General features: G+C 38.6%; 17 protein-coding genes. 8 read left to right on the forward strand and 9 right to left on the reverse strand.

What is annotated here, in order from left to right:
* The first annotated feature begins 595 nt into the window (after positions 1-595).
* Positions 596-1780 (forward strand): hypothetical protein, encoded by a 1185-nt coding sequence (locus tag G4Y78_RS23705; protein ID WP_222937568.1) that lies wholly within the window; start codon positions 596-598, stop codon positions 1778-1780.
* A 142-nt stretch (positions 1781-1922) separates the two neighbouring features.
* Positions 1923-2963, forward strand: coding sequence for a metallophosphoesterase (locus G4Y78_RS23710; RefSeq protein ID WP_163835360.1), 1041 nt, complete (start codon positions 1923-1925; stop codon positions 2961-2963).
* Between the two features lie 76 nt (positions 2964-3039).
* Here the strand turns inward: G4Y78_RS23710 and G4Y78_RS31895 are convergent, their stop codons facing one another.
* Positions 3040-3288 (reverse strand): CBU_0592 family membrane protein, encoded by a 249-nt coding sequence (locus G4Y78_RS31895; RefSeq protein ID WP_456242948.1) that lies wholly within the window; start codon positions 3286-3288, stop codon positions 3040-3042.
* A gap of 791 nt (positions 3289-4079) precedes the next feature.
* On the opposite strand from G4Y78_RS31895, the gene G4Y78_RS23715 reads away from it, so the two are divergent.
* Positions 4080-6068, forward strand: a complete 1989-nt coding sequence (locus G4Y78_RS23715) for a DUF7507 domain-containing protein (RefSeq protein WP_163835361.1) — start codon at positions 4080-4082, stop codon at positions 6066-6068.
* 277 nt (positions 6069-6345) lie between these two features.
* Here the strand turns inward: G4Y78_RS23715 and G4Y78_RS23720 are convergent, their stop codons facing one another.
* The gene (locus G4Y78_RS23720) at positions 6346-7281 is read right to left on the reverse strand and encodes an IS1595 family transposase (protein ID WP_163830705.1); all 936 of its coding nucleotides are present in this window, start codon (positions 7279-7281) and stop codon (positions 6346-6348) included.
* Between the two features lie 187 nt (positions 7282-7468).
* Between G4Y78_RS23720 and G4Y78_RS23725 the strand changes: the two genes are divergently transcribed.
* Both G4Y78_RS23725 and G4Y78_RS23730 read left to right on the forward strand, forming a co-directional pair.
* A complete protein-coding gene (locus tag G4Y78_RS23725; RefSeq protein WP_163835362.1) occupies positions 7469-9487 on the forward strand; it encodes a DUF7507 domain-containing protein in 2019 nt (672 codons plus the stop codon).
* A 505-nt stretch (positions 9488-9992) separates the two neighbouring features.
* Entirely contained in the window at positions 9993-10958 is a 966-nt protein-coding gene (locus G4Y78_RS23730; protein WP_163835363.1) for a hypothetical protein, read from the forward strand.
* 108 nt (positions 10959-11066) lie between these two features.
* Here the strand turns inward: G4Y78_RS23730 and G4Y78_RS31800 are convergent, their stop codons facing one another.
* The gene (locus G4Y78_RS31800) at positions 11067-11315 is read right to left on the reverse strand and encodes a DUF6316 family protein (protein ID WP_222937569.1); all 249 of its coding nucleotides are present in this window, start codon (positions 11313-11315) and stop codon (positions 11067-11069) included.
* Positions 11316-11508: 193 nt separating this feature from the next.
* On the opposite strand from G4Y78_RS31800, the gene G4Y78_RS23735 reads away from it, so the two are divergent.
* From G4Y78_RS23735 to G4Y78_RS23745, 3 genes are all read left to right on the forward strand, one after another.
* Complete coding sequence (locus G4Y78_RS23735) at positions 11509-12033, forward strand: hypothetical protein (protein WP_163835364.1); 525 nt, start codon at positions 11509-11511, stop codon at positions 12031-12033.
* A 180-nt stretch (positions 12034-12213) separates the two neighbouring features.
* On the forward strand, positions 12214-13017 hold the full coding sequence (locus tag G4Y78_RS23740) for a zinc metalloprotease (RefSeq protein ID WP_163835365.1): 804 nt from the start codon (positions 12214-12216) through the stop codon (positions 13015-13017).
* Between the two features lie 17 nt (positions 13018-13034).
* Positions 13035-13532, forward strand: coding sequence for a hypothetical protein (locus G4Y78_RS23745; RefSeq protein ID WP_163835366.1), 498 nt, complete (start codon positions 13035-13037; stop codon positions 13530-13532).
* A gap of 55 nt (positions 13533-13587) precedes the next feature.
* Here G4Y78_RS23745 and G4Y78_RS23750 read toward each other — a convergent pair whose 3' ends face one another.
* The 6 genes from G4Y78_RS23750 to mepA all read right to left on the reverse strand — a co-directional run bounded on the left by G4Y78_RS23750 (position 13588) and on the right by mepA (position 21073).
* Entirely contained in the window at positions 13588-14643 is a 1056-nt protein-coding gene (locus G4Y78_RS23750; RefSeq protein ID WP_163835367.1) for a LacI family DNA-binding transcriptional regulator, read from the reverse strand.
* A gap of 86 nt (positions 14644-14729) precedes the next feature.
* Positions 14730-16349 (reverse strand): alpha-amylase family glycosyl hydrolase, encoded by a 1620-nt coding sequence (locus tag G4Y78_RS23755; RefSeq protein WP_163835368.1) that lies wholly within the window; start codon positions 16347-16349, stop codon positions 14730-14732.
* 10 nt (positions 16350-16359) lie between these two features.
* Entirely contained in the window at positions 16360-17202 is an 843-nt protein-coding gene (locus G4Y78_RS23760; RefSeq protein WP_163836583.1) for a carbohydrate ABC transporter permease, read from the reverse strand.
* A 279-nt stretch (positions 17203-17481) separates the two neighbouring features.
* A complete protein-coding gene (locus G4Y78_RS23765) occupies positions 17482-18453 on the reverse strand; it encodes a carbohydrate ABC transporter permease (protein WP_163835369.1) in 972 nt (323 codons plus the stop codon).
* A 9-nt stretch (positions 18454-18462) separates the two neighbouring features.
* Positions 18463-19731, reverse strand: a complete 1269-nt coding sequence (locus G4Y78_RS23770; RefSeq protein ID WP_163836584.1) for an ABC transporter substrate-binding protein — start codon at positions 19729-19731, stop codon at positions 18463-18465.
* A 439-nt stretch (positions 19732-20170) separates the two neighbouring features.
* On the reverse strand, positions 20171-21073 hold the full coding sequence (gene mepA / locus G4Y78_RS23775) for a penicillin-insensitive murein endopeptidase (RefSeq protein ID WP_222937570.1): 903 nt from the start codon (positions 21071-21073) through the stop codon (positions 20171-20173).
* Positions 21074-21264: the final 191 nt, after the last annotated feature.

The following is a 21264-nucleotide window of genomic DNA, read 5'->3' on the forward strand; positions in this document are numbered from 1 at the left end:
GACATTTTGACTATCACACACTTGAAGCATATAACTTAAGTGATTATTTTGACAACCAAATAGAAGCAATTACATCTAATAGTGAATATAAAATCCATTCATTATAAATATATTTCTAATTATCTTTATATCAAATACCACACTCATTATTTAAAAAAATTACAGCAAAGACATTTTTTCAATAAAAAAAACACATCATATAGACGATCCTTCAAAACGCCACAATCAAAAATATTAATTTTTCAAGTAAATCAGTATATTACTGCACCATATAAATTCATATATTATTTTCACCAACCATATAATCACTAACAATTAATATGACACACAACACATTAAAGGCTTATTATATAAGAACGATAAATAATTAAGATAAGATTCCAACAAACATATATTCTTTAATTTAATACTTTAGTTTTTTACTTTTACTATAGGAGGATATAACAAAGCAATATCTAAGGCAGACAAAATATTCATTGTAAACCAACATGTTGTCTTTATCTATTTGGTCCAAACGCTAAAGAGAAAAGAGAGTGAAATGGCACTAAATCATTAACATTTACCCAAAGGATTAGTTATCTGATTAGGAGCGATCATGAGCCTACAAGCCAAAACACTTGAGAAATCTTATTTAGAAACTACTGAGCCCCCACTACAACCCAATGCAGAGACTTCAAAGCTTGAAATATTACCCAAGTTTACTACGAGATGTCCTATCAAATCGTACAATGGCTGGGACCCATTAGAAGAAGTCATCGTTGGACGGCTTGAGGGAGCAACTGTTCCACCTGCTCACCCATCAGTAACATTTACTTTACCCAAGCTTAGTGGACGTATTCTTCGTCTCTTTTCTGGTCACCGATACCCTAGATATTTATACCACGCAGCTCAAAAGCAGCTACTTGCCTTTATAGAAATACTTATAGCAGAAGGTATTAAAGTACGGCGTCCAGACGTTTTGAATGGCAGAAAACCAATCATCCATCCCACATGGAAAAATCGTGGTTTTTGTACAGCATGTCCTCGCGATGGATTTCTCGTAGTTGGTAATGAGATTATTGAAACACCCATGGCTTGGCGTTCTAGATTCTTCGAGGGTTATGCCTATCGATCCCTATTTAAAGAATATTTTTCTCAAGGCGCTCGATGGACTGCAGCACCTCGCCCTGAACTATTAGATGAGCTTTTTGACAAAAGTTATTCTCCACCACTAGAAGGCGAGCCAATGCGCTACCTTCTTACTGAATTTGAACCAGTATTCGATGCAGCAGATTTTATTAGGTGCGGTCGCGATATTTTTGCAATGCGCTCAAACGTAACAAATTTATCAGGAATCGAGTGGTTACAACGACATCTTGGAGATACCTATCGAATTCATACACTCGAGTTTCGTTGTCGCACACCTATGCATATCGACTCCAGCTTCATGCCCCTCGCTCCAGGAAAGTTGCTAGTCAATCCAGACTATCTTGATGTAGCAAAACTGCCTCCTATGTTTAAATCGTGGGATATAATTATTGCTCCACGTCCAGTTATTCCTAAAGGGATGTTATTTAAATTTGCTTCTATGACTAGCGCTTGGATTAGTCTAAACGTATTGATGCTTGATGAAGAGAGAGTTATTGTAGAGCAAGACCAAGTTCCTCTGATCAAGGAACTGAAGAAATATGGATTCAAACCTATCCCCTGTAAATTTGCAGATTATTTACCTTTCGGAGGAGCATTCCATTGCGCCACCTTAGATGTTCGACGTACAGGTGAGCTACAGAGTTATTTTTAGCCTAATTATCTATTAAATATTAAAGATGAAAACTCACCAAATCATCGTTATCCTATGTTGTCTTGGCCTCCTAGTTATAGGAGGTCACTATTTTCTGTGGGCAACACTTTTTAGAGATACTTCTCTTTCTGATACTTTTTTAATGATTGTTGTATTGATTTATCTTTTGCTGATTGCTTCATTTATTGTATCTAGAATTAAACACCATGATGCCGTACATTGGTCAGCCTGGCCAGGTTATCTAACACTTGGCTTTGTAAGTATTCTACTAATTTGCACTTTTATCACTTATCCCTTTCGCCTGTTATTGGAGTGGGGACTGCCATTTTTTGGCATTATCATTAACCAAGAACATCAATTATTTCTTGCACAGGCTGCTAGTGGAACTGCTGCAATTATTGCCATTGTGCTAGCAATAATTGGGGTGGTCACCGCTATTAGCAAACCAAGTATTTCTGAGATCGAAGTCCCTATTGATAGACTTTCACATAAATTAGATGGCTACACCATTATTCAAATATCTGACGTTCATCTAGGGCGGACCATTGGCCGTAGCTATGCAGAAAGAATTGTTCAAATCGCTAACTCACTAAAAGGTGATTTAATAACAATTACAGGCGATTTAGTTGATGGACGGGTTAATCAGTTACAAGACGTTGTTGCCCCATTTGCCAATTTGAAGGCTCGCGATGGAGTCTGGTCTGTTACAGGCAACCACGAATACTATGTTGAAGCTGATCTATGGGTTAAAGAGCTTCATCGCTTAGGAATACAGGTATTACACAACGAGCGTGTTTCAATAGGAGAAGGAAAAAATAGCTTCGATCTTGTTGGAGTTGATGACCTTGAAGCAAATCTTGCAGGACATGGACATGATCTTTCTCGTGCACTGTTAGGTCGTGACCAGTCACGACCTATTGTATTACTCGCCCACCAACCCAAAGTTGTTGTTGAAGCGGCACAATTGGGCGTCGATCTTCAACTTTCAGGCCATACTCATGGTGGGCAAATATGGCCCCTGGCTTGGTTGGTACGATTACAGCAGCGCTATGTTGCAGGTTTATATATTCATGAAAAAACGCATTTGTATGTCAACCGCGGGGCTGGTTATTGGGGACCACCTATGCGAGTGGGCTCAAAGCCAGAAATTGCTCGTTTAACACTAAGATCAGTAAAATCCTAGCCTACTAAAAAAGGAGCAATATAACGTTTTTATTTTTATTATGAACTCTACAACCTGCATTTCTTAAATAGGAAAATTAAAATTTTCTTGATTTCAGTATTTTATATACGCCATATCCTCCTATAACTATCCAGCACACCTCAATTACGATAGATGCTAAATTTGGTGTCCAAGATAAAGATATAAGCACTAATATTGAACCAGCAATGTTAATTAAATGGTAATTTATACTCTCCGCAGTTACTTTACCAAGCGTAATAAATGAGTATGCTATTAATATACAGCCTACTCCGATTAACCCTATACCATCGAATATCCAATTCATATAAACTTCATCATTATCTGATAAATTCTCTATTTTACAAAACCAACCAAATAGTCAAATACTACTATAACAACTCAACTTAAAAACTCTCTACTTTTTAAGCATACCCAAAGTCTTTTATAAAAAAAGGAGCGAATTATTTAATTTCACCTCCTACCAGAATTTCTTCTTAAAAATCAGAAGAATTATTTGCTTTTTTATTTACACCACACTTCGTTTCTACCATAATAATTCCAGTTAGGTATATGACAGCCATATAAATCATATGAGTTTCCTAGAAAGAATTTAGCTTTAACAAATAAAAATATTAGCTTCAGCCATTTAACAACAGTGTAAAATAGGACGATTTTAGCTACCAAACAGCCAACCATACAAAATTAAAAAAACACACCATTTAAATCTATAAAATTAAATACTATACAACTTTCAATATAACATAAAAACTTTCACCTTCTTTCTAGCTCACTCTGTTATAATTTTAAATAGCAGACCAACTATCACTTCAAAAAATTCCACCAACAAAAAGCTGTCCTCATCAGAAAGTTTTATTAGTTTAACTTAAAGTTAATTGAAACTTTAAATTACTGTGCCGCAGTATTGCTACAGTAAATAGGCCATGAAATGCCAACACACAATGGAGTGTAAAGTCTATGATATCATCAAAAAATTTATCTCAGTATGTATCCCCCAACTTATATAAATATCTCATTAAACGAAGTCCCCTATTTTTTTGTTGTTTACTACCCAGCAGTATGACTACAGCCAATATGGATACAGAGGACGGTTTCTGTATGCAGGAAACAGCTGGTTTTGAATTACAGTGTTCAGCCAACGACATACGTATTGCAGGTGTTGCATTAAACTCTGACGATACACCAAAAATTGAAATACACGATGATGGCTGTGCCTATCAGGGTGATACCGTAAACTTCACAGCAACCTTTGAAGTGGAAACTACGGCTAAAGAGCGTCACGATGTAGGTATTTATTTTGTGACTGATGGCGACCCTAACAATGATGGAGCAGTAAGTGGCCTTTGTAGTATATCGACGTTACCCTATACCCCTGATCCACCCTGGCTCGACCTTGATGGTACGGATGACCCATTGCCTGGCACTACTACGCCTTCTGGAATACAAGACACTTGTGGGGATATTGATAAACCGGGCCATAACCCTCTTTATCCAACGATAACATTAACAGCGACTTGTATAGACCCAGATAATGACGGCAAGCTTAATCTACCGTATTGCACAAGCTGGAGGCAGTCTGGAGCCAATGAGCTTTGCGTTAGGCCTACTGATGCATTCCCTGGCTCGCCAGCCAAGTGTAAATGTGATGAAACCTTTAATATTCCCATTGATGTACCTCCCGCAGAATTACTCGTTAGCAAAACCGCTTCACCAACCCAACTACAAGAACCGGGTGGTAATGTTACCTTTACCGTTTCTGTCACGAATGTAGGGGTTGACCCTAATAATGCAGTTACACTTAATACCCTGACTGATGATATATATGGGAATATCACTCAAGCAGGACAGAACAATATCATCAGCACCACCTGTAGTGTGCCGCAAAACATTCCTGTTGATGATCGAAACCCAGGAGGTATAGATACTTATACTTGCCAATTTACAGTAGCGCTATCAGGTAATGCAAATGATACAGAAACCAACACTGTGACTGCAGAAGGCGTAGATGATAATAACTACACACTAACTGGCAGTGATACTGCTACTGTCACTATTGGTGATGTATTACCAGAAATTAGTGTTGTGAAAACCGCATCGCCCACAGAAGTTATTGAACCTGGCGGTAATGTGACCTTTACAGTGCAAATTAATAATATAAGTAGTGCAACGAGTGATCCTGTTACCATTGATGTTTTAAATGATAATATTTATGGTAACTTAAATAATGTCGGTTCCTGTACCACACCACAGGTTATTAATCCAGGTAGTAGCTATAGCTGTTCATTCACTATGATGGTGAATGGTAATGCTGGTGATTCAGAAACCGATACCGTTACCGCAAGTGGTACTGATGATGAAGGTAATGCAGTTAGTAGCAGCGACTCAGCAACTGTTGTTGTACAAAATGTACCTTCTGCTATCGAGTTGATAAAAACAGCTAATCCAATCCAAGTATCTGAGCCCGGTGGTAATGTAACCTACAGTTATACTGTTACTAATACTTCACCTGTCGATACAGTAACCATTAACACACTAACAGATGACAAACTAGGTAATCTCAGTGGACAAGGTAATTGTACTACCCCACAAGTCCTTGCTGTTGGGGCCAGTTATAGCTGTAGCGTCACTGTTTTTGTAGGAGGCAATGGCAATAGTTCAGTTACCAATGTTGCCACCGCACAAGGTATTGATGATGATGGCGAACCATTAACTGTCATGAATGATGCCACTGTTAATATCAGCAACGTACCTCCTGCGGCTAGCCTAACTAAAACTGTGACACAAGCAGTTGCCACCTATCAGGTGACGGTCACCAATAGTTCTGATGCTGAAGTACTATCGGTTAATACCTTGATGGATGACCAGTTTGGTGACATTACCAAGGTACAAGGCAAGGTTAAAACGACTACCTGTACTGTTCCACAACAGTTGCAACCTGTTACAAGTCCTGGTGATAGCTATACTTGTACTTTTGATGCACTAGTGGAAAGCACACCTCACACTAATACAATAACTGCAACTGTTGCTGACGATGATGGTTCCGCACCTGCTACCCCAACAGGCAGCGCAACAGTTTCTTGGCAATAATTTTTCATTACAACTTGAAAAGAGCCAGCTTATGCTGGCGCTTTTTTTATTAAAAAAAAATTTACATTTTCATAAAAGATCAATTAAAAACATAAAGACAAAAACATTAGCAACATAAAATTCTTGAAAAACATTAATAATCCAATCATTTATTTTTCGTTTAATACAAGCATAAAACTGATATACTCAAATCAGAAAAAATAGTGGATAACTAATGCAGTTTATTGGAGAGTAGTTTTTTATGTTGTCACAAAAATATACCTAATTATCATCATACCTAAGCTATATTTAGTAGCTTACCTGGTAGTGGAGGTGTTCTCAGTGCTACAAATGCTAGCCTAGGAATAAATTCTACTAAGCTAAATCTTCGATTAAATCGATACTGAAATTCAGCAAGATAACGTTGTGCATATTTAGCGCGAATAGCATGATAAGTACTACGTAAAGCACTTTTTAAGTTTCCAAGGATGGTGTTAACCCAATAAAATTCAGGTTCCTCTACTGATGCACGACCACCACCGCATACAATTTTATCATGAAGACAACCTGCTTCTATGACACCATTAAAACAGGCCAGTCCATCGGAGATTACGGTACTGCCCTTGGCCAAATTCTGCCTACTCCAAGCCGTTATCTCTTCTTTATTAAACCCTTTTAAAATGCTCAGTTTAATTCGTGTCGGTTGACCTTGTTTTGTTGTTTCTACGGCTGCTACAAAAGGTATTTTCCCATCTGCTCCCCTACCTCTTTTGCAACCTGTACGCTCACCACCAAGATAGGCATCATCAATTTCAATAAAACCCGACAATTGCTTGGTGCCTTCTCTTTCTTGCATCACTTTCATGAGCTTATGTTTCATTCTCCAGGCAGCTTGATAGGAAATACCTAAATGGCGATGTAATTCTATGGCTGATATACCTTTTTTGTCTTGGGAGATCAAATACATCCCTTGGAACCAAGTCTTTAATGGTAATTTGGTTGATTCAAAGATAGTACCTGCAGTTACAGATGTTTGCTGGTGACATTTATAGCACTGCTGAAGCTTTCTAGTAGTGAGTTGACAGCATTTGTCGTATCCACAATTGGGGCACTGAAAACCTTCTGGCCATCGCAATTTGTATAAGGTATTAAAGCATTGTTCTTCTGTACCATATTGTTTGAGAAACTCGTTTAAACTCAGGCCTTTTTGAAATTGAACTTTGTTGATAGCCATTATTTATACCTTCTCAATTAAGTTTCCATGCTGTTCAAATATACAGCAGTTAATGGCTTAGGTATAGTGATAATTAGGAAAATATATTTTCAAACCTACCCCTAACTTATTTCAAAAATATTATCTCCCCAAAAAAATTTTAATATTATCCTGCATACTGCAAAGCAATTATTTAATTGCAGCAAATATGGCAATGCAAACCGAAGAAGGCTTCTGTATGCAGGAAACAGCAGGCTTCGAATTAAAGTGTACAGCAAATGATGTACGAATTGCTGGCGTTGCTCCTCATCCAGATACTGGAGAGCCATTACTTACCATAATGGATGATGGATGTGCTTACCCAGGGGATAAAGTCACTTTTACAGCGACATTTGAACTGGAAACAACAGCCAAAGAACGACATGACGTGGGTATTTATTTTGTTACTGATGGTGACCCCAATAATGATGGTGCTATTAGTGGCCTTTGTAGTATTTCCACATTACCCTATGAGCCTGATCCACCCTGGCTAGACCTTGATGGCACCAATGATCCATTTCCAGGAACCTCTACCCCATCTGGCATTCAAGACACTTGTGGTGATATAGGTAAACCTGGGCATAATCCACTTTACCCCGAGCTTACCTTAACGGCTACTTGTATAGACCCTGATAATGATGGCATGCTAAATTTGCCTTACTGTACCAGTTGGCGACAATCCGGAGCCAACGAACTTTGCATACAGCCTACTGATACGTTCCCAGGCTCACCTGCCAAATGTAAATGTGATGAAACCTTTAATATTCCAATTGATGTCCCACCCGCTAAATTACTCGTTAGCAAAACTGCTTCACCCACACAATTACAAGAACCTGGTGGTAATGTTACCTTTACCGTCTCTGTCACTAACGTGGGCATAGATCCGAATAATGCGGTTATGCTTAACACATTAACTGATGATATTTATGGAAATATCACCCAAGCAGGGCAAAATAATATTATCAGCACTAACTGTAGTGTACCGCAAAACATTCCTGTCGATGATAGAAACCCTGGCGGAATCGACACCTACACCTGTCAATTCACAGTAGCAATTTCCGGCAATGCTGGCGTTACAGAAACAGATACCATCACTGCTAAAGGAATAGATGATAATAACAATACATTAACTGGTAGTGATACTGCTACTGTCACTATTGGTGATGTTTTACCAAAAATTAGTGTTGTGAAAACCGCATCACCCACAGAAGTGATGGAACCTGGTGGAAATGTTACCTTTACCATGCTGGTTAGTAATAATAGTGTTAGCAGTGACCCTGTTACCATCACTGACCTCACTGACAATATTTATGGCAATTTAAATAATGTAGGTTCCTGTATCACACCACAAACCATTAATCCAAACAGCAGCTATAGCTGCTCTTTCACTATGATGGTGAATGGTAATGCTGGTGACTCAGAAACCGATACCATTACTGCTAGCGGCAGTGATGATGAAGGTAATTTAATTACTAGTAGTGACTCTGCAACAGTTATAATACAAAACATGTACTCTACTATAGAGCTAGTCAAAACTGCCTCTCCAACACAACTAGCTGAACCTGGTGGTAATGTTACCTATCAATATACCATTACCAATACCTCATCTGTCGACACAGTAACCATCAACACCCTGACGGACGACAAATTGGGTAATCTTAATGGACAAGGTAATTGTCTTACACCACAAGTCCTTGCCGTTGGAGCCAGTTATAGCTGTAGCGTCACTGTTTTTGTAGGGGGCAATGGTAATAGCTCGGTTACCAATGTCGCCACTTCCGAAGGCATGGATGATGACGGAGAGTATCTAATAGCTAAAAATGATGCCACTGTTAATATTAGCAATGTTCCTCCTGCAGCCAGCCTGACTAAAACAGTGACACAGGCGGTTGCCACCTATCAGGTTACAGTCACTAATAGTTCCGATGCCGAAGCACTATCTGTTACCAGTTTAATCGACGATCAGTTTGGTGACATTACCAAAGTACAAGGCCTGGTAAAAAATACTACCTGTATTGTTCCACAACAGTTGCAACCTGCTACAAGTCCTGGTGATAGCTATTCTTGTTCTTTTGATGCCCTAGTGGAAAACACACCTCACACTAATACAATAACTGCAACTGTTGCTGACGATGATGGTTCCGCACCTGCTACCCCAACAGGCAGTGCAACAGTCTCTTGGCAATAATTTTTCATTACAACTTGAAAAAGGCCAGCTTATGCTGGCTCTTTTTTTATCAAAATAGAGTTTTTTACTTTACATCCACACAAAAAGTATTCAAAAACAAGAAAATACTTATTAATATAAATCATTACAGTTAATAAACCACTAGCATTTTTTTAACAAGATAAGCCTTTTAGAAATCAAAACCTTTACATGTACAGAATCATCAAGCTCTATATATACATATTACTCTTCAACTACTAGCAAATGATTATCATTAAATTACCAGAATTTATTTTTAAGATAACTAAATACTCAAAACATATAGCAACTTTAACTAAAGATTATTTTTAGTACGATTTTATAATAAATTTTATGAAGTAAACTAATAGTTTGATGGCTGTAGTTTGCTGCTCAAAATCAAACCTCTATTTGTTTGTATTTTATTGCAGCCAATTTCACCGTTTTACCTAATATATTTAGTTAATTCTTTGATATCAAAAAATTAAATTGAATTAAGGAAAATTCAATGAAGAATACAATTGGCTATGTAGTAGCTTATGGTGGCTTGCTTGCAACGCTTTCAACTCATTTACAAGCAGCTGATATGGCGGGATTTAGACTTCATGATGACTTATATATTTGTATAAATAAACGTTGTGAACAGATTGATGGTGATGGAGGGTCAGGCGGAGCTGGTGAAGTTTTTTATTCAACTAAAAATATTTCAGCGGCTTGGAACTCCAGTAACGGTGATGCCTTGCTATGCACAAGAAATTATTCTTGTCGTATAAGGTCTGAAGCCTCCACTGGATCAAAATGGACTACAAACTGGTTTTCACTACATGGTAACAGTACTTGGGAAAGCGGTCCTCTAGCAGGTGCAAATGATCCCGATTTAACAGCCGCATGGAATACTACCAAATATGGGCATGATTCATCTATTATTGCTCAAGGGGAAATTTTTTGGGTATGGTCACAATCCAACTGGCATGGGCCTCATAGATTTGATACTCATCCAGGCTTTAAAGATGTGGGTATTACAAAAGTCAATGCAGCATATAACGATGGCTATAAATCCTATTGGGATGTTGTATATTTACACCCGAAAGACTTTCCACGTAATGACATTGTTATTTGGAATAATCATAAACCTGGTGGGGCAGGATGGATGAGCGAGTGTATTCCAGCATGTTCTCTTATGGGAATCGGTACGGACTATATGATCGGCCCAACAAGAATAGGTTTTAATCAAAAAGTCCTTTTTAGGCGTACAGATAAAGCTAATTTAACTATTAATGCTGACCAGGTTTGTTATTATAACGGCGTATTCAAAACGATGTATTACAATATATTTTTCCAATTTTCTTATGGCGATAGTATTGTTACACCTTACCATTATCCCTCTTGTGGTGGTACAGTTCCGCCAACAGAGTCTATTCATAGCATGTTTTTTGATGACGGTACTTTCAGTACTTATTGGGACTGGCAATAAAAAAATTAAATATAACTAGTGTATCAACTGGCCATGAGTTTTTACAAAACCTTGGCCAGGGTTAGTTTTAGCTTTGTATAAATTTCTAAGTCACTCAGTATATATCACTTAAGAGTCGTTTTTCCTTTGCGTATATTTAAAATAAAGTTCAAGTGTCGTAAATGATGCAAGAGTCAAAAAATCCAAATAATCATTAAGACCTTGTTTAGCTGATTCCTTATCAGTGTAAGGTCCAAGAGTTGGGCCTTCTCTTGTATAAAAATACCACTTGTGATTTGATTGATAATAACGACCATTTAGTCTTGTTGAATATATATTACACTGACTAGAATTGTCATCACTTCGTATAGCCATCATTTTCCCATATAAACTAAACAAAGTTATAAAAAATTATCTTGCAGCAATACTCGATCTTATGTTTATATTTTATACAAACTAATAGTATTTGTACATCAACTTCCTTCTATCTCCTCGATTAACTGGTACTGGTATAACATTTGCTCAATACAGAGAAACGGATTAAATAACTTCAATACATAGGTCGGCAGAAATGAACTCATTACAATCAATCAAAAAGTTATTGTTTTGCAGTGTGTTAGTGTCTAGCTTTCTCTTTATTCCAATAAAGGGATTTTCAGCGCTATTACTATTCCAAGTAACAGATACCAATAACCCAATGCTTTTGTCAGGCATGTTTAGTGTTGATGATTCTGACTCAAACTATGGAACTGGTTTTCAACCCTTAGTTGACTGGGCTTTTTTTGACATGGAAGGTATACCGGGTATTTATACTCCCGTCGATACTGTTATCAACGCAACGGCTTTTATTAACTTATCAAACTTTACTTTATCTACACTTGACTTTAGCTCTATTGATACCGTTATCCCACCTACTCCCCCTAGCGGCAATAGCCTTACCTTTAACCCTGATAATACTTGGGCTTCAAATAATATAAATGGTAGTTATATTGTTAGATTAATCAGAATTTCTGAGCCTAAAATACTATCACTATTCCTGATGTTACTATTAGCCTGTTTAATTTTTTACAAGCAAAAGCCGCCGCTCCGTAAGTAGTAATAAAGGGGCTATGCCCCTTGTTGTATTTCGATTAGAAGTTAAAATATAATGCTTTATAACCAATAAAAAATTAGTAACTTCGCTTAATAGCTATTTACCCCCTCTATTAAGGCTCAAACTATCTATACTTAATTATGAAAATTCCTAGAGGTATTCTTTAGAAGTTATAGGTAGTTTATGTTTAAGCATGTAATCTCTGTCTTATTTCTTTACTTTTTCACTTCAAGTCAAGCATTTTCAGAACATAATTGGAACAATTACCATTGGGCTAGAACAGCAAACCCTTTCAATCTAAAAGTAATTGATAGCATGACCTCTAGCTGGGAAGGTGAGTTAGTTGAGTCTTTATCAAGGTGGTCTCATTCTGTAGTGTTAAATCTTAGTGTTGATACATTTGATGATAATCAACGTACGCGGAAAAGATGTCGCATGGTCAAAGGCCAAATGCGTTTATGCAATGCAACGTATGGTTTTAACGGATGGCTCGGCTTAGCAACCATAGGCTTAGATGCTAATGGCCATATCGACCGTGGTACTGCCAAAATGAATGATAGCTACTCATCTTATTGGGCTATACCAGGTGAAAAAAATCATGTTGTATGTCAGGAAATTGGCCATGTATTAGGTTTAGACCATACCAGTGAAGATGGAACAAGCCAACAAACATGTATGGACTACTCAACGGACCCTAATAGCCAGTGGCCCAACCAACATGATTATGAGGAACTAGCCAAGCTTTATCAGCATCTTGATTTATATAACAGTTATCAACATGAGGGAGAAACTACTAATGAAGGAAGTAGTTGCAATGCACCAGCTGGCAAAGGCTGCAATAAACAAGGAAATAATAACTTAGACCACGATATTCCACCAATGGGTATCCGGGTGCACAAGGGGCGTAGTCATGAATTATGGGTGGCACCAAGACGTGATGGCGGCTTATGGGTTCACCATATCCGGTTAGCTCCAGAAGGGCACTAAATACGTAGAGTTAGGTTATGTCCGAAAGATTTTCAGTAAAAAACCTCAAATTGTATAAACTGGGAGAAATTCCTCGATCTGAATTTATTGATGTTCCTACTAATAATACTGATTTATTAGACCAAGAAAAACGCAGTTTTTTCTTTAAGCTACTGAGAAGCCCCAAACCTCAAAAACAAAGTAAACCAAAAAGCTCAAAAAAAACAAAACACACAATAAAACTAAATGCTGTGGTTTGGCTTCATTTTGTCACACCACCCAAACAAAAAATTGCATTTATGCTTGTTTATAAGGATTTAACTGGTGAGTTTGGTGTAATTGTTGAGGAAATAAACTCCACATCTGCTACTTCAATGATGTTATCTAATACTGTAGAAATAGAGTATACAGGAGATATTGAGTTTTTAAGAGCCTGTTGTGCAGGGATCGGCCCAAGCGAGTCAGTGACTATTGAAGGGCTGAATGTAAAAAGAGTGAAGTTAGCAGAAGACGTTTCCATAGATAAATCAGCGTAACCTCCCATAAAAAAAGTACATTCTATACCCTTCTCGAATGACTCATAGACTCAACTCAACAACTCTCACGCTTCACCACTGCAACCGGTAAAACAACTTTCTGCTCTTTAGGTGATAACTCCTGTAATAACAAGTTTGCCGTTACCCGTCCTTTTTCAACAAATGGTTGATGCACTGTGGTCAAACCAGGATGGCAAACTGCCGCTTCAGGAATATCATCAAAGCCAACTATTTGTAATTGACTAGGAATAGATATCCCTAATTCAGCTGCTGCTTTGATCGCAGCTAGAGCGACTCGATCACTCATACACAATAATAAATTTGGTCTGTCTTTAGCCAATAGTAACTGCTTCGCGGCTTGATAACTGATCTCTGCCTCATTGGTTGGAATATTCCATATTTGCTCAGGAGTTACTTTCAAGCCCGCTTGTTTCAACGCACCTAAATAGCCATCTAAGCGACGAGAGGAAATGGAGCGACTGGAATCCAACAGTTGCCGACCAGCCACATTGGTCAACTGAGGCTCATCAATGAGTCTCAGTCCCAAGATAGCTACCTGACAATCTTTAGTTTGCTTAATAGCATATTGGGCGATATCAAAAGCCCCTTGGAAATTATCGATATTGACTGAAGGGTAACCACCATAATCAAAATCAACAGTAATAATATTTTTATGCTGTCGCTCAAGGCGCTCTAATACGGTGGCATTACGTGGTTCACCATACACAATAAAATAATCGGGTACGGCTTCAATACTTGGTTTGTGATAAGGTGTTTCCTTACTGGATAGTAGTAACATACTGACGTGTTGTTCATCAAACACTTCAGCCAAACCACTTAAAAAGCCATGGGCAACAGCATCATTAAAGTTGTATCGTAGCGGATCCGACAATACCACCCCTACAATGCCAGTCTCCCCTGTCCTTAATGCTCTGGCCGCAATATTAGGCCCGGTATAACCTAACCGTTCACACTCAGCTAAAATTTTATCTCTTAATTTTGCTGATAATTGGTCTGGCCGGTTAAAAGCATTAGAGATCGTCGCCGTAGATACTCCTAACGCTTTTGATAAATCTTTAAGGGTTAATTTTTTTACTTCTACTCGTGGCATGCATATTGAACCTTCAAAATAACATCAGTTGTTTTCAGTTAGTGTAAAGATGATTTGCTACTTTGCACTAACTGAAAACACATTATCTAAAATAACTGGCCAAAAAATGCTTGGTAAGCAGGCAAAACCAGCTGGCCATTTTCATAATGACCTTCAAAACCATGCCCAGCCAACTGTTCAATCTTGTTGATTGATAAAGGTATTGTCAGGGTATCAGCTGTTAAATTAACTGCAACCAATAACTGTTGATCTGGGTGACGCCGCCACCAAACTAAAGCCTCACCCGTATTTTCAAACAGCTCAATTGTACCATTGCGTAATGCTGGCTGTTGTTGGCGCCATTTAATAAACTGCCGGATAAAATGATAACTGGAATTAGGGTTTACCTGTTGTTCACTAACCGCTAAGTCGACATGCTGTTCAGACATGGGTAACCAAGTTTTTTCTTGAGAAAACCCGGCATTAGTAGCATTTTTATCCCAGGGAATCGGCGTTCGACAGCCATCACGGCCCTTATACTCCGGCCAGAAAGGAATGCCATATGGATCTTGAATCAGCTCAAAAGGTACATCAGCTTCGGGTAGGCCCAATTCCTCACCTTGATATAAACAAACACTGCCACGCATACTCATTAACATGGCCAGGCTAACTTGAGCAAACGCTTGCGAGGGATGCCCTTCCCCCCACCGAGTAACACTACGCACTGTATCATGGTTGCTTAGTGCCCAACATGGCCAGCCATCACCAATTTGCGCCTCAAGCTGGCAAACTACTTGTCGTATATAATCCGCATCGTGTTGTCTGTTAAGTAAATCAAAGGTATACGCCATATGCAGCTTATTGCCACCTGACGTATAGTCCGCCATCACTTGCAAGGTATCATCAGCACCTATTTCACCAACCGTTGTGGTGCCAGGGTACTGATCCAATAATTGACGCAGTCTAACAATAAAATCAATATTTTCCGGCTGACAAATATCATACACATGCCGTTGAAATGAATAAGGGTTATCTGGCCGCACCCCTAATGATTTCTTGGCACCAGCAGGTAGTGGTGGATTATCCTCCAAGTTTTTGCTGTGCACATAAAAGTTAACCGTATCAAGCCTGAAACCATCAACCCCCAGATCAAGCCAAAATTTAACTTCTTCTAAAACCTGCTGCTGAACAGCTTCATTGTGAAAATTTAAATCAGGTTGGCTCGCCAGAAAGTTATGCAAATAATACTGCTGGCGACGGGAATCCCACTGCCAGGCTGAACCACCGAATAAAGACAACCAGTTGTTAGGCGGGCTGCCATCAGGTTTTGCATTTGCCCATACATACCAATCAGCTTTTGGGTTAGTTTTATTTTGTTGGCTTTCTTGAAACCAAACATGTTGATCAGAAGTATGGCTTAACACCTGATCAATTAATATTTTTAAGCCTAACTGATGGGCTTTTTCCAATAACTCTTTAAAGTCATCAAGATGACCAAACATCGGGTCAACTGCCCGATAGTCTGACACATCATAACCAAAATCTTTCATGGGCGACTTAAAAAACGGCGAAAGCCAAATTCCGTCTACGCCTAAACTGGCAATATAGGGTAGTTTTTCAGTAACCCCTGGTAAGTCCCCAACACCATCATTATTACTATCAAAAAAACTACGTGGGTACACCTGATAAATGATAGCACCACGCCACCAGTCGGTATTTTGCTGCATATTTTTATTCCTAACCTTTAACAGCACCTGCCGTTAATCCAGAGACAATTCTACGTTGAAAAACTAATAACAAGATAATTAATGGTATAGTTACTATTACCGAAGCCGCCATAATATTTCCCCAAGGTAACTCATGCTGGGAACTACCGCTGATCAAAGCAATAGCAACCGGTACCGTTCGCTGATCATCGGTTAACGTAAATGTCAGCGCGAATAAAAACTCATTCCATGCAGCAATAAAAGCCAATAAGCCCGTTGTGATCACTGCTGGCCAAATTAATGGCATTAAAATTCTTGTTAACGTAGTCCAAGGTGTTGCCCCATCAATAAGGGCAGCATCTTCTAATTCTTTTGGCAGTTGTCGCATAAACGTGGTTAAAACCCAAACTGTAAAAGGTAGCGTAAATAGCGTATAGGAAATAACCAAACTTAATAAATTATTATATAAATCAAACCAGCGGATCACTTCAAACAAACCTGCCAATACAGCAACTTGAGGGAACATCGACACAGCCAATACAATCACCAACAAAGCACGGCGGCCTTTAAATTCAATTCGTCCTAACGCATAAGCTGCAGTTATAGCTGCGAGTAATGAAATACCGACCACAGCGCTAGCCACTAATACAGAGTTTGCTATTGACCATAAAAAGCTCTCACTGGACAACACACTTTGGTAATTAACCAGTTGAATTTTATTAAGCAACAAGTCAACACTAAACAACTCACTTTTACTTTTTAGCGATGTCACTATTGCATAATAAAATGGAAATAGTGAAAACACTGTAACCACCAGTAAAAACAAATAAAAAAACACTTTATAAATTATTGCTTTTAATTTACTCACAACAATACCTCAAGGTGGTATTCTTATAACTTGTATTTAAACACAACAAAACCTTTATACCCACAGTGACAGATAGTTTAGGCGAGGTCATCAAGTGATGAGTCCCAGTAGCACTTTCTTATAAGTTAAGGTTGCTACCACAAGTCTTGCTATTTCAGACTTGTCCCCAGAATCTTATGCATAATAAGTAACAGGCAGATAAATTCTCCTGAATAATCTACACTCCCACCCTCCTTGGTGTTCAAACGAAGATAAAAAAGCATAAACTTCATTCTCGAAGGGTATTCACTTATCCATTCCCACTTGCTTCCTCCCTAAATACAAATATACCAAAGTAATCAGAGCAATAATAAAGAACAAACAAGTAGAAGCCGCTGAGCCATAACCCACATCCTGAAATGACACGAGCTGTTGACGGGCAAACACTGACATAGACATAGTATCAGTATTATTTGCAGTTAACACATAAATAACATCAAATACCCTTAATGCGTCTAATGCCCTAAAAATTACCGCCACCATAATAGTGGGAGCCAGCAATGGCAAAGTCACCCGAAAAAACAATTTTAATGGTGGAATACCATCAATTTTTGCTGCACGATAGCAGTCAGTCGGCAACATTTGTAGCCCAGCAAAAATAAGCAAGGTCATAAAGGGAGTGGTTTTCCATACATCCACAATAACCACCGCCCACAAAGATAAATCTGAGTCTGCCGTCCAAGCGAGTGGTTTATCAATCAACCCCGCCGAAACTAATAGGTGATTAATCACACCAAACTGATCGTGGAGCATCCACCCCCAAATTTTAGCAGAAACAATGGTGGGTATAACCCAAGGGATTAATACTACCGTACGGAAAATAATACGGCCTGGAAATTTCTGATTTAATGCCAAGGCAATCAATAATCCTAACACCAACTCAATGCTGACTGACATTAAAGTAAAAAATACTGTATTCCAAACCGACTGCCACCATTCACTGTCTGTTAACAGGCCATAATACTCGCCATCTTCATAATATAAATAATTTCCAAAGCCAATCCACTCAAACTCATCTAAATTAGCCAAACTGGCATCAGTAAAACTAAACCAAATTGTTCTTAATAATGGCCAACCTGCTACTAAAAGCAACAAGATGATAGTAGGTACCAAAAAAGCCCAAGCATACACCACCCGTTGCTGCTGAGCAGACAAATTATTTAGCAGCAATGTTAATGTTCGTTTAGGGACTTGTTGTTTAGCAAGCGTCTGTTCCATTGTTATATATTAGCTCCACTTTTTACGCTTTATTCTCTTCAGCTTTTTCTCCAGTTTTTTCAACGCTTGCTTCGGTGTTACCTTACCTGCCAGCACATTATGTACAGCATTAAAGAATAAGTTACTGACTTGATTATATTTTGATTTTGTCACAGTGGATGGTCGTACCACACTTTGCTCTAAAGATTTTACTAACGTTTCAGCCACTGGTGCTGAAGCAACTATCTCTTTATCCTCATATAGGTTTTTAATAGTAGGATTAAATGCACCTTTTAAGAGTCGCTGTTTTTGAATGTCGTAGCTGGTTAAGAATAGAGTTAAATCAGCTGCTAGTTTAGGGTTATTAGAGTATTTTGAAACAGCCAATTGCCAACCACCTAAAGTAGATGCATGCTTGCCTTCATCTCCCCCTTTAGGTAATGCAACAATACCCACTTTACCTTTGATAGCACTATCTTTTCCCTGAGCTAATGCCCAAGCATAAGGCCAGTTGCGCATAAACACAGCATTGCCTGATTGAAAAACCCCTCTGGCTTCTTCTTCAGTATAATTTAAAACCCCTGGTGGTGAGATTTGACCAACCCACTGTCCTGCCAATGAGAGTGCCGATTGAGCCGCTTTTGAGTTAACGGTAATGTTGCCTTTATTATTAACAATTGAACCACCATTATAACTGGAAAGCCATTCTAAAGCGTTACAGGTCAGCCCTTCATAGGCACGCCCTTGCCATACATATCCCCACAACTGAGCATTACCATTTTCGCGTTCTTTCGCTTGAATTGTTTTAGCAATATCCGACAACTGCTGCCAAGTAGTAGGAACCGGCTGATTATATTTCTCTAGTAAATCCTTCCGATAATATAAAAGCGCCGTATCGACAAACCAGGGCATAGCAACCAATTTTCCCGCGACAGTATTATTTTCGACTAACGTAGGAAAATGCTGTTTTTCTATACCTTTAGTAAATGGAAATAAGTCAACTAAATGATTAGCTAATAACCCAGGCCAAATAATATCTATTTGAAAGACATCAATATCACTGCTTTTGGCAGAAAATATTTGTTGATATAAAGCTAACCGTTCAGTGGATGAGTTCGGGGTTGAAATAACGTTAACCTGATGACCTGTTTTTTTACTCCAAGAGGCTACAGCCTCTTTACATAAAGACAATTCAGCTCCTACTGCTCCACAGGAAATAGTTAGTGTTTCACTAATGGCCAAATTAGCGGAAAACAGTAAAACAGCAAAAAATCCACCTGATACTAAGCGAGCGATCATTTTCATGGGCAACTCCTAATATTTATTATCAGCCCAGCCTATTTCTTACAACCTATACAGGCTTTGTAAGCTTAGAGCTTCCTGGCTGTTACACCCTACACTTTAGGTATATTTATTGTTATGTAATTTTTTGTTTGTTATTTATGGTTTTAAGGCTCTTATCGTTTTTACTTTCAACAATTTTTCTTATTCATTTTGCTTTATGCCACTTTGAGTACAACTGTACACATAATGAACGCTTATAAGCGTTCTATAATCTGGCTATTCAACTAAATATTCTATCTAAATCGTTTAAGATAATTTGAGTGTAACAAACCTATAACAGTTGGTTCAATAGTCATTATGAGAATGAAGACAAGTTTTGTCGCAAGTGAGAAAGATGGAGGTTATGACGTTGGTTTATACCCATCGCAGGGTATAAACCAACGGAGATAAGCTATTAATGCAAGTACTTGGATTTAGCTCTAAATATCCGACTACATGCTTTAGGTAGTTTAACCTGCTTCCAATAGGGCAACTTAGGCTTTGGTTTAGCAGGTTTTTTAGTCGGCTTTTTGGGCTTAACTGGTTTATGTTTGGCAAACCACCAATCGAGCGACTTATCACAACCACTCCCCTTCGGTATAGGTGCTTGTGATTTACACTGAGGACTGTCAGCTGGGCACTTCATTCTGACATGAAAATGATCTGCATGGCCCCACCATGGACGGATTTTTCTTAGCCAACCATCATCTGCACTGGTTTTACTTTTACACAGCTGCTTTTTAATAGCGGCATTAACGAAAATTCGAGCGACATTAGGGTTAGAAGCAGCAAATTTCAACATTTGCCGATGGTTTTGGCTCCATAGCCTAGGCTTAACACTCCGTCCATTCGAAGCTACTAGAGAATAGGCTCCCAAGGCTTCCCGCTCATGTAATGATAAGGGGCGATCTTTTTCCAGGTTATACCAAAGATCAACATCCAACCCATTTTGGTGGCTGCGATGACCGCTAACGAAGGGACCTCCTCTGGCCATGGATAAATCACCCACCAATAAGGTACCAATATTATACTTATCCATATTGCCCGCAAGGTCTTTGATAAAACCAACTAAGTTAGGATGACCATAAAAACGGCCCCTTGTTAGCCGCATTACCTGATAACCATTACCATTAGGTGGCAAAGACTCACCGCCAGCAAGGCAGCCAGCTTGATAGGTTCCAATTGCTTGTGCTGGCGCATCATTAGGTATAGTGAGCTTGGTCCAAAACGGACTTTTAGCCGCCATTAATAGTGGAGAGCTACAAAGTGCTGTAGTCAGCGTTACCGTTATTAATTGTCTACGTGAATTAAACATCATCCACCATTTTAATGTTGTAAGCTCTATGAACCTTATGACTGGGGTAAACACCCTGTCAAGAGAGGCCAGCATCGCTATTATTAAAAAGCGACAAAGTTTTGTTTAGCCGTGTTTAATTAATTTTGATAACGCCAAAGTCATGCCAATTTTTCTTATAGGCAGCCACTCACTACTGACTTATAGGTGCCCTA

It is taken from the genome of Spartinivicinus ruber (assembly GCF_011009015.1).
Classification (GTDB): domain Bacteria; phylum Pseudomonadota; class Gammaproteobacteria; order Pseudomonadales; family Zooshikellaceae; genus Spartinivicinus; species Spartinivicinus ruber.

Excerpts from the sequence above, each read along its gene's own strand:
- G4Y78_RS23705 (WP_222937568.1), top strand. The coding sequence starts at position 596 with ATGAGCCTACAAGCCAAAACACTTGAGAAATCTTATTTAGAAACTACT.
- G4Y78_RS23710 (WP_163835360.1), top strand. The coding sequence starts at position 1,923 with ATGATTGTTGTATTGATTTATCTTTTGCTGATTGCTTCATTTATTGTA.
- G4Y78_RS31895 (WP_456242948.1), bottom strand. The coding sequence starts at position 3,288 with ATGAATTGGATATTCGATGGTATAGGGTTAATCGGAGTAGGCTGTATA.
- G4Y78_RS23715 (WP_163835361.1), top strand. The coding sequence starts at position 4,080 with ATGCAGGAAACAGCTGGTTTTGAATTACAGTGTTCAGCCAACGACATA.
- G4Y78_RS23720 (WP_163830705.1), bottom strand. The coding sequence starts at position 7,281 with ATGGCTATCAACAAAGTTCAATTTCAAAAAGGCCTGAGTTTAAACGAG.
- G4Y78_RS23725 (WP_163835362.1), top strand. The coding sequence starts at position 7,469 with ATGGCAATGCAAACCGAAGAAGGCTTCTGTATGCAGGAAACAGCAGGC.
- G4Y78_RS23730 (WP_163835363.1), top strand. The coding sequence starts at position 9,993 with ATGAAGAATACAATTGGCTATGTAGTAGCTTATGGTGGCTTGCTTGCA.
- G4Y78_RS31800 (WP_222937569.1), bottom strand. The coding sequence starts at position 11,315 with ATGATGGCTATACGAAGTGATGACAATTCTAGTCAGTGTAATATATAT.
- G4Y78_RS23735 (WP_163835364.1), top strand. The coding sequence starts at position 11,509 with ATGAACTCATTACAATCAATCAAAAAGTTATTGTTTTGCAGTGTGTTA.
- G4Y78_RS23740 (WP_163835365.1), top strand. The coding sequence starts at position 12,214 with ATGTTTAAGCATGTAATCTCTGTCTTATTTCTTTACTTTTTCACTTCA.
- G4Y78_RS23745 (WP_163835366.1), top strand. The coding sequence starts at position 13,035 with ATGTCCGAAAGATTTTCAGTAAAAAACCTCAAATTGTATAAACTGGGA.
- G4Y78_RS23750 (WP_163835367.1), bottom strand. The coding sequence starts at position 14,643 with ATGCCACGAGTAGAAGTAAAAAAATTAACCCTTAAAGATTTATCAAAA.
- G4Y78_RS23755 (WP_163835368.1), bottom strand. The coding sequence starts at position 16,349 with ATGCAGCAAAATACCGACTGGTGGCGTGGTGCTATCATTTATCAGGTG.
- G4Y78_RS23765 (WP_163835369.1), bottom strand. The coding sequence starts at position 18,453 with ATGGAACAGACGCTTGCTAAACAACAAGTCCCTAAACGAACATTAACA.
- G4Y78_RS23770 (WP_163836584.1), bottom strand. The coding sequence starts at position 19,731 with ATGATCGCTCGCTTAGTATCAGGTGGATTTTTTGCTGTTTTACTGTTT.
- mepA (WP_222937570.1), bottom strand. The coding sequence starts at position 21,073 with ATGATGTTTAATTCACGTAGACAATTAATAACGGTAACGCTGACTACA.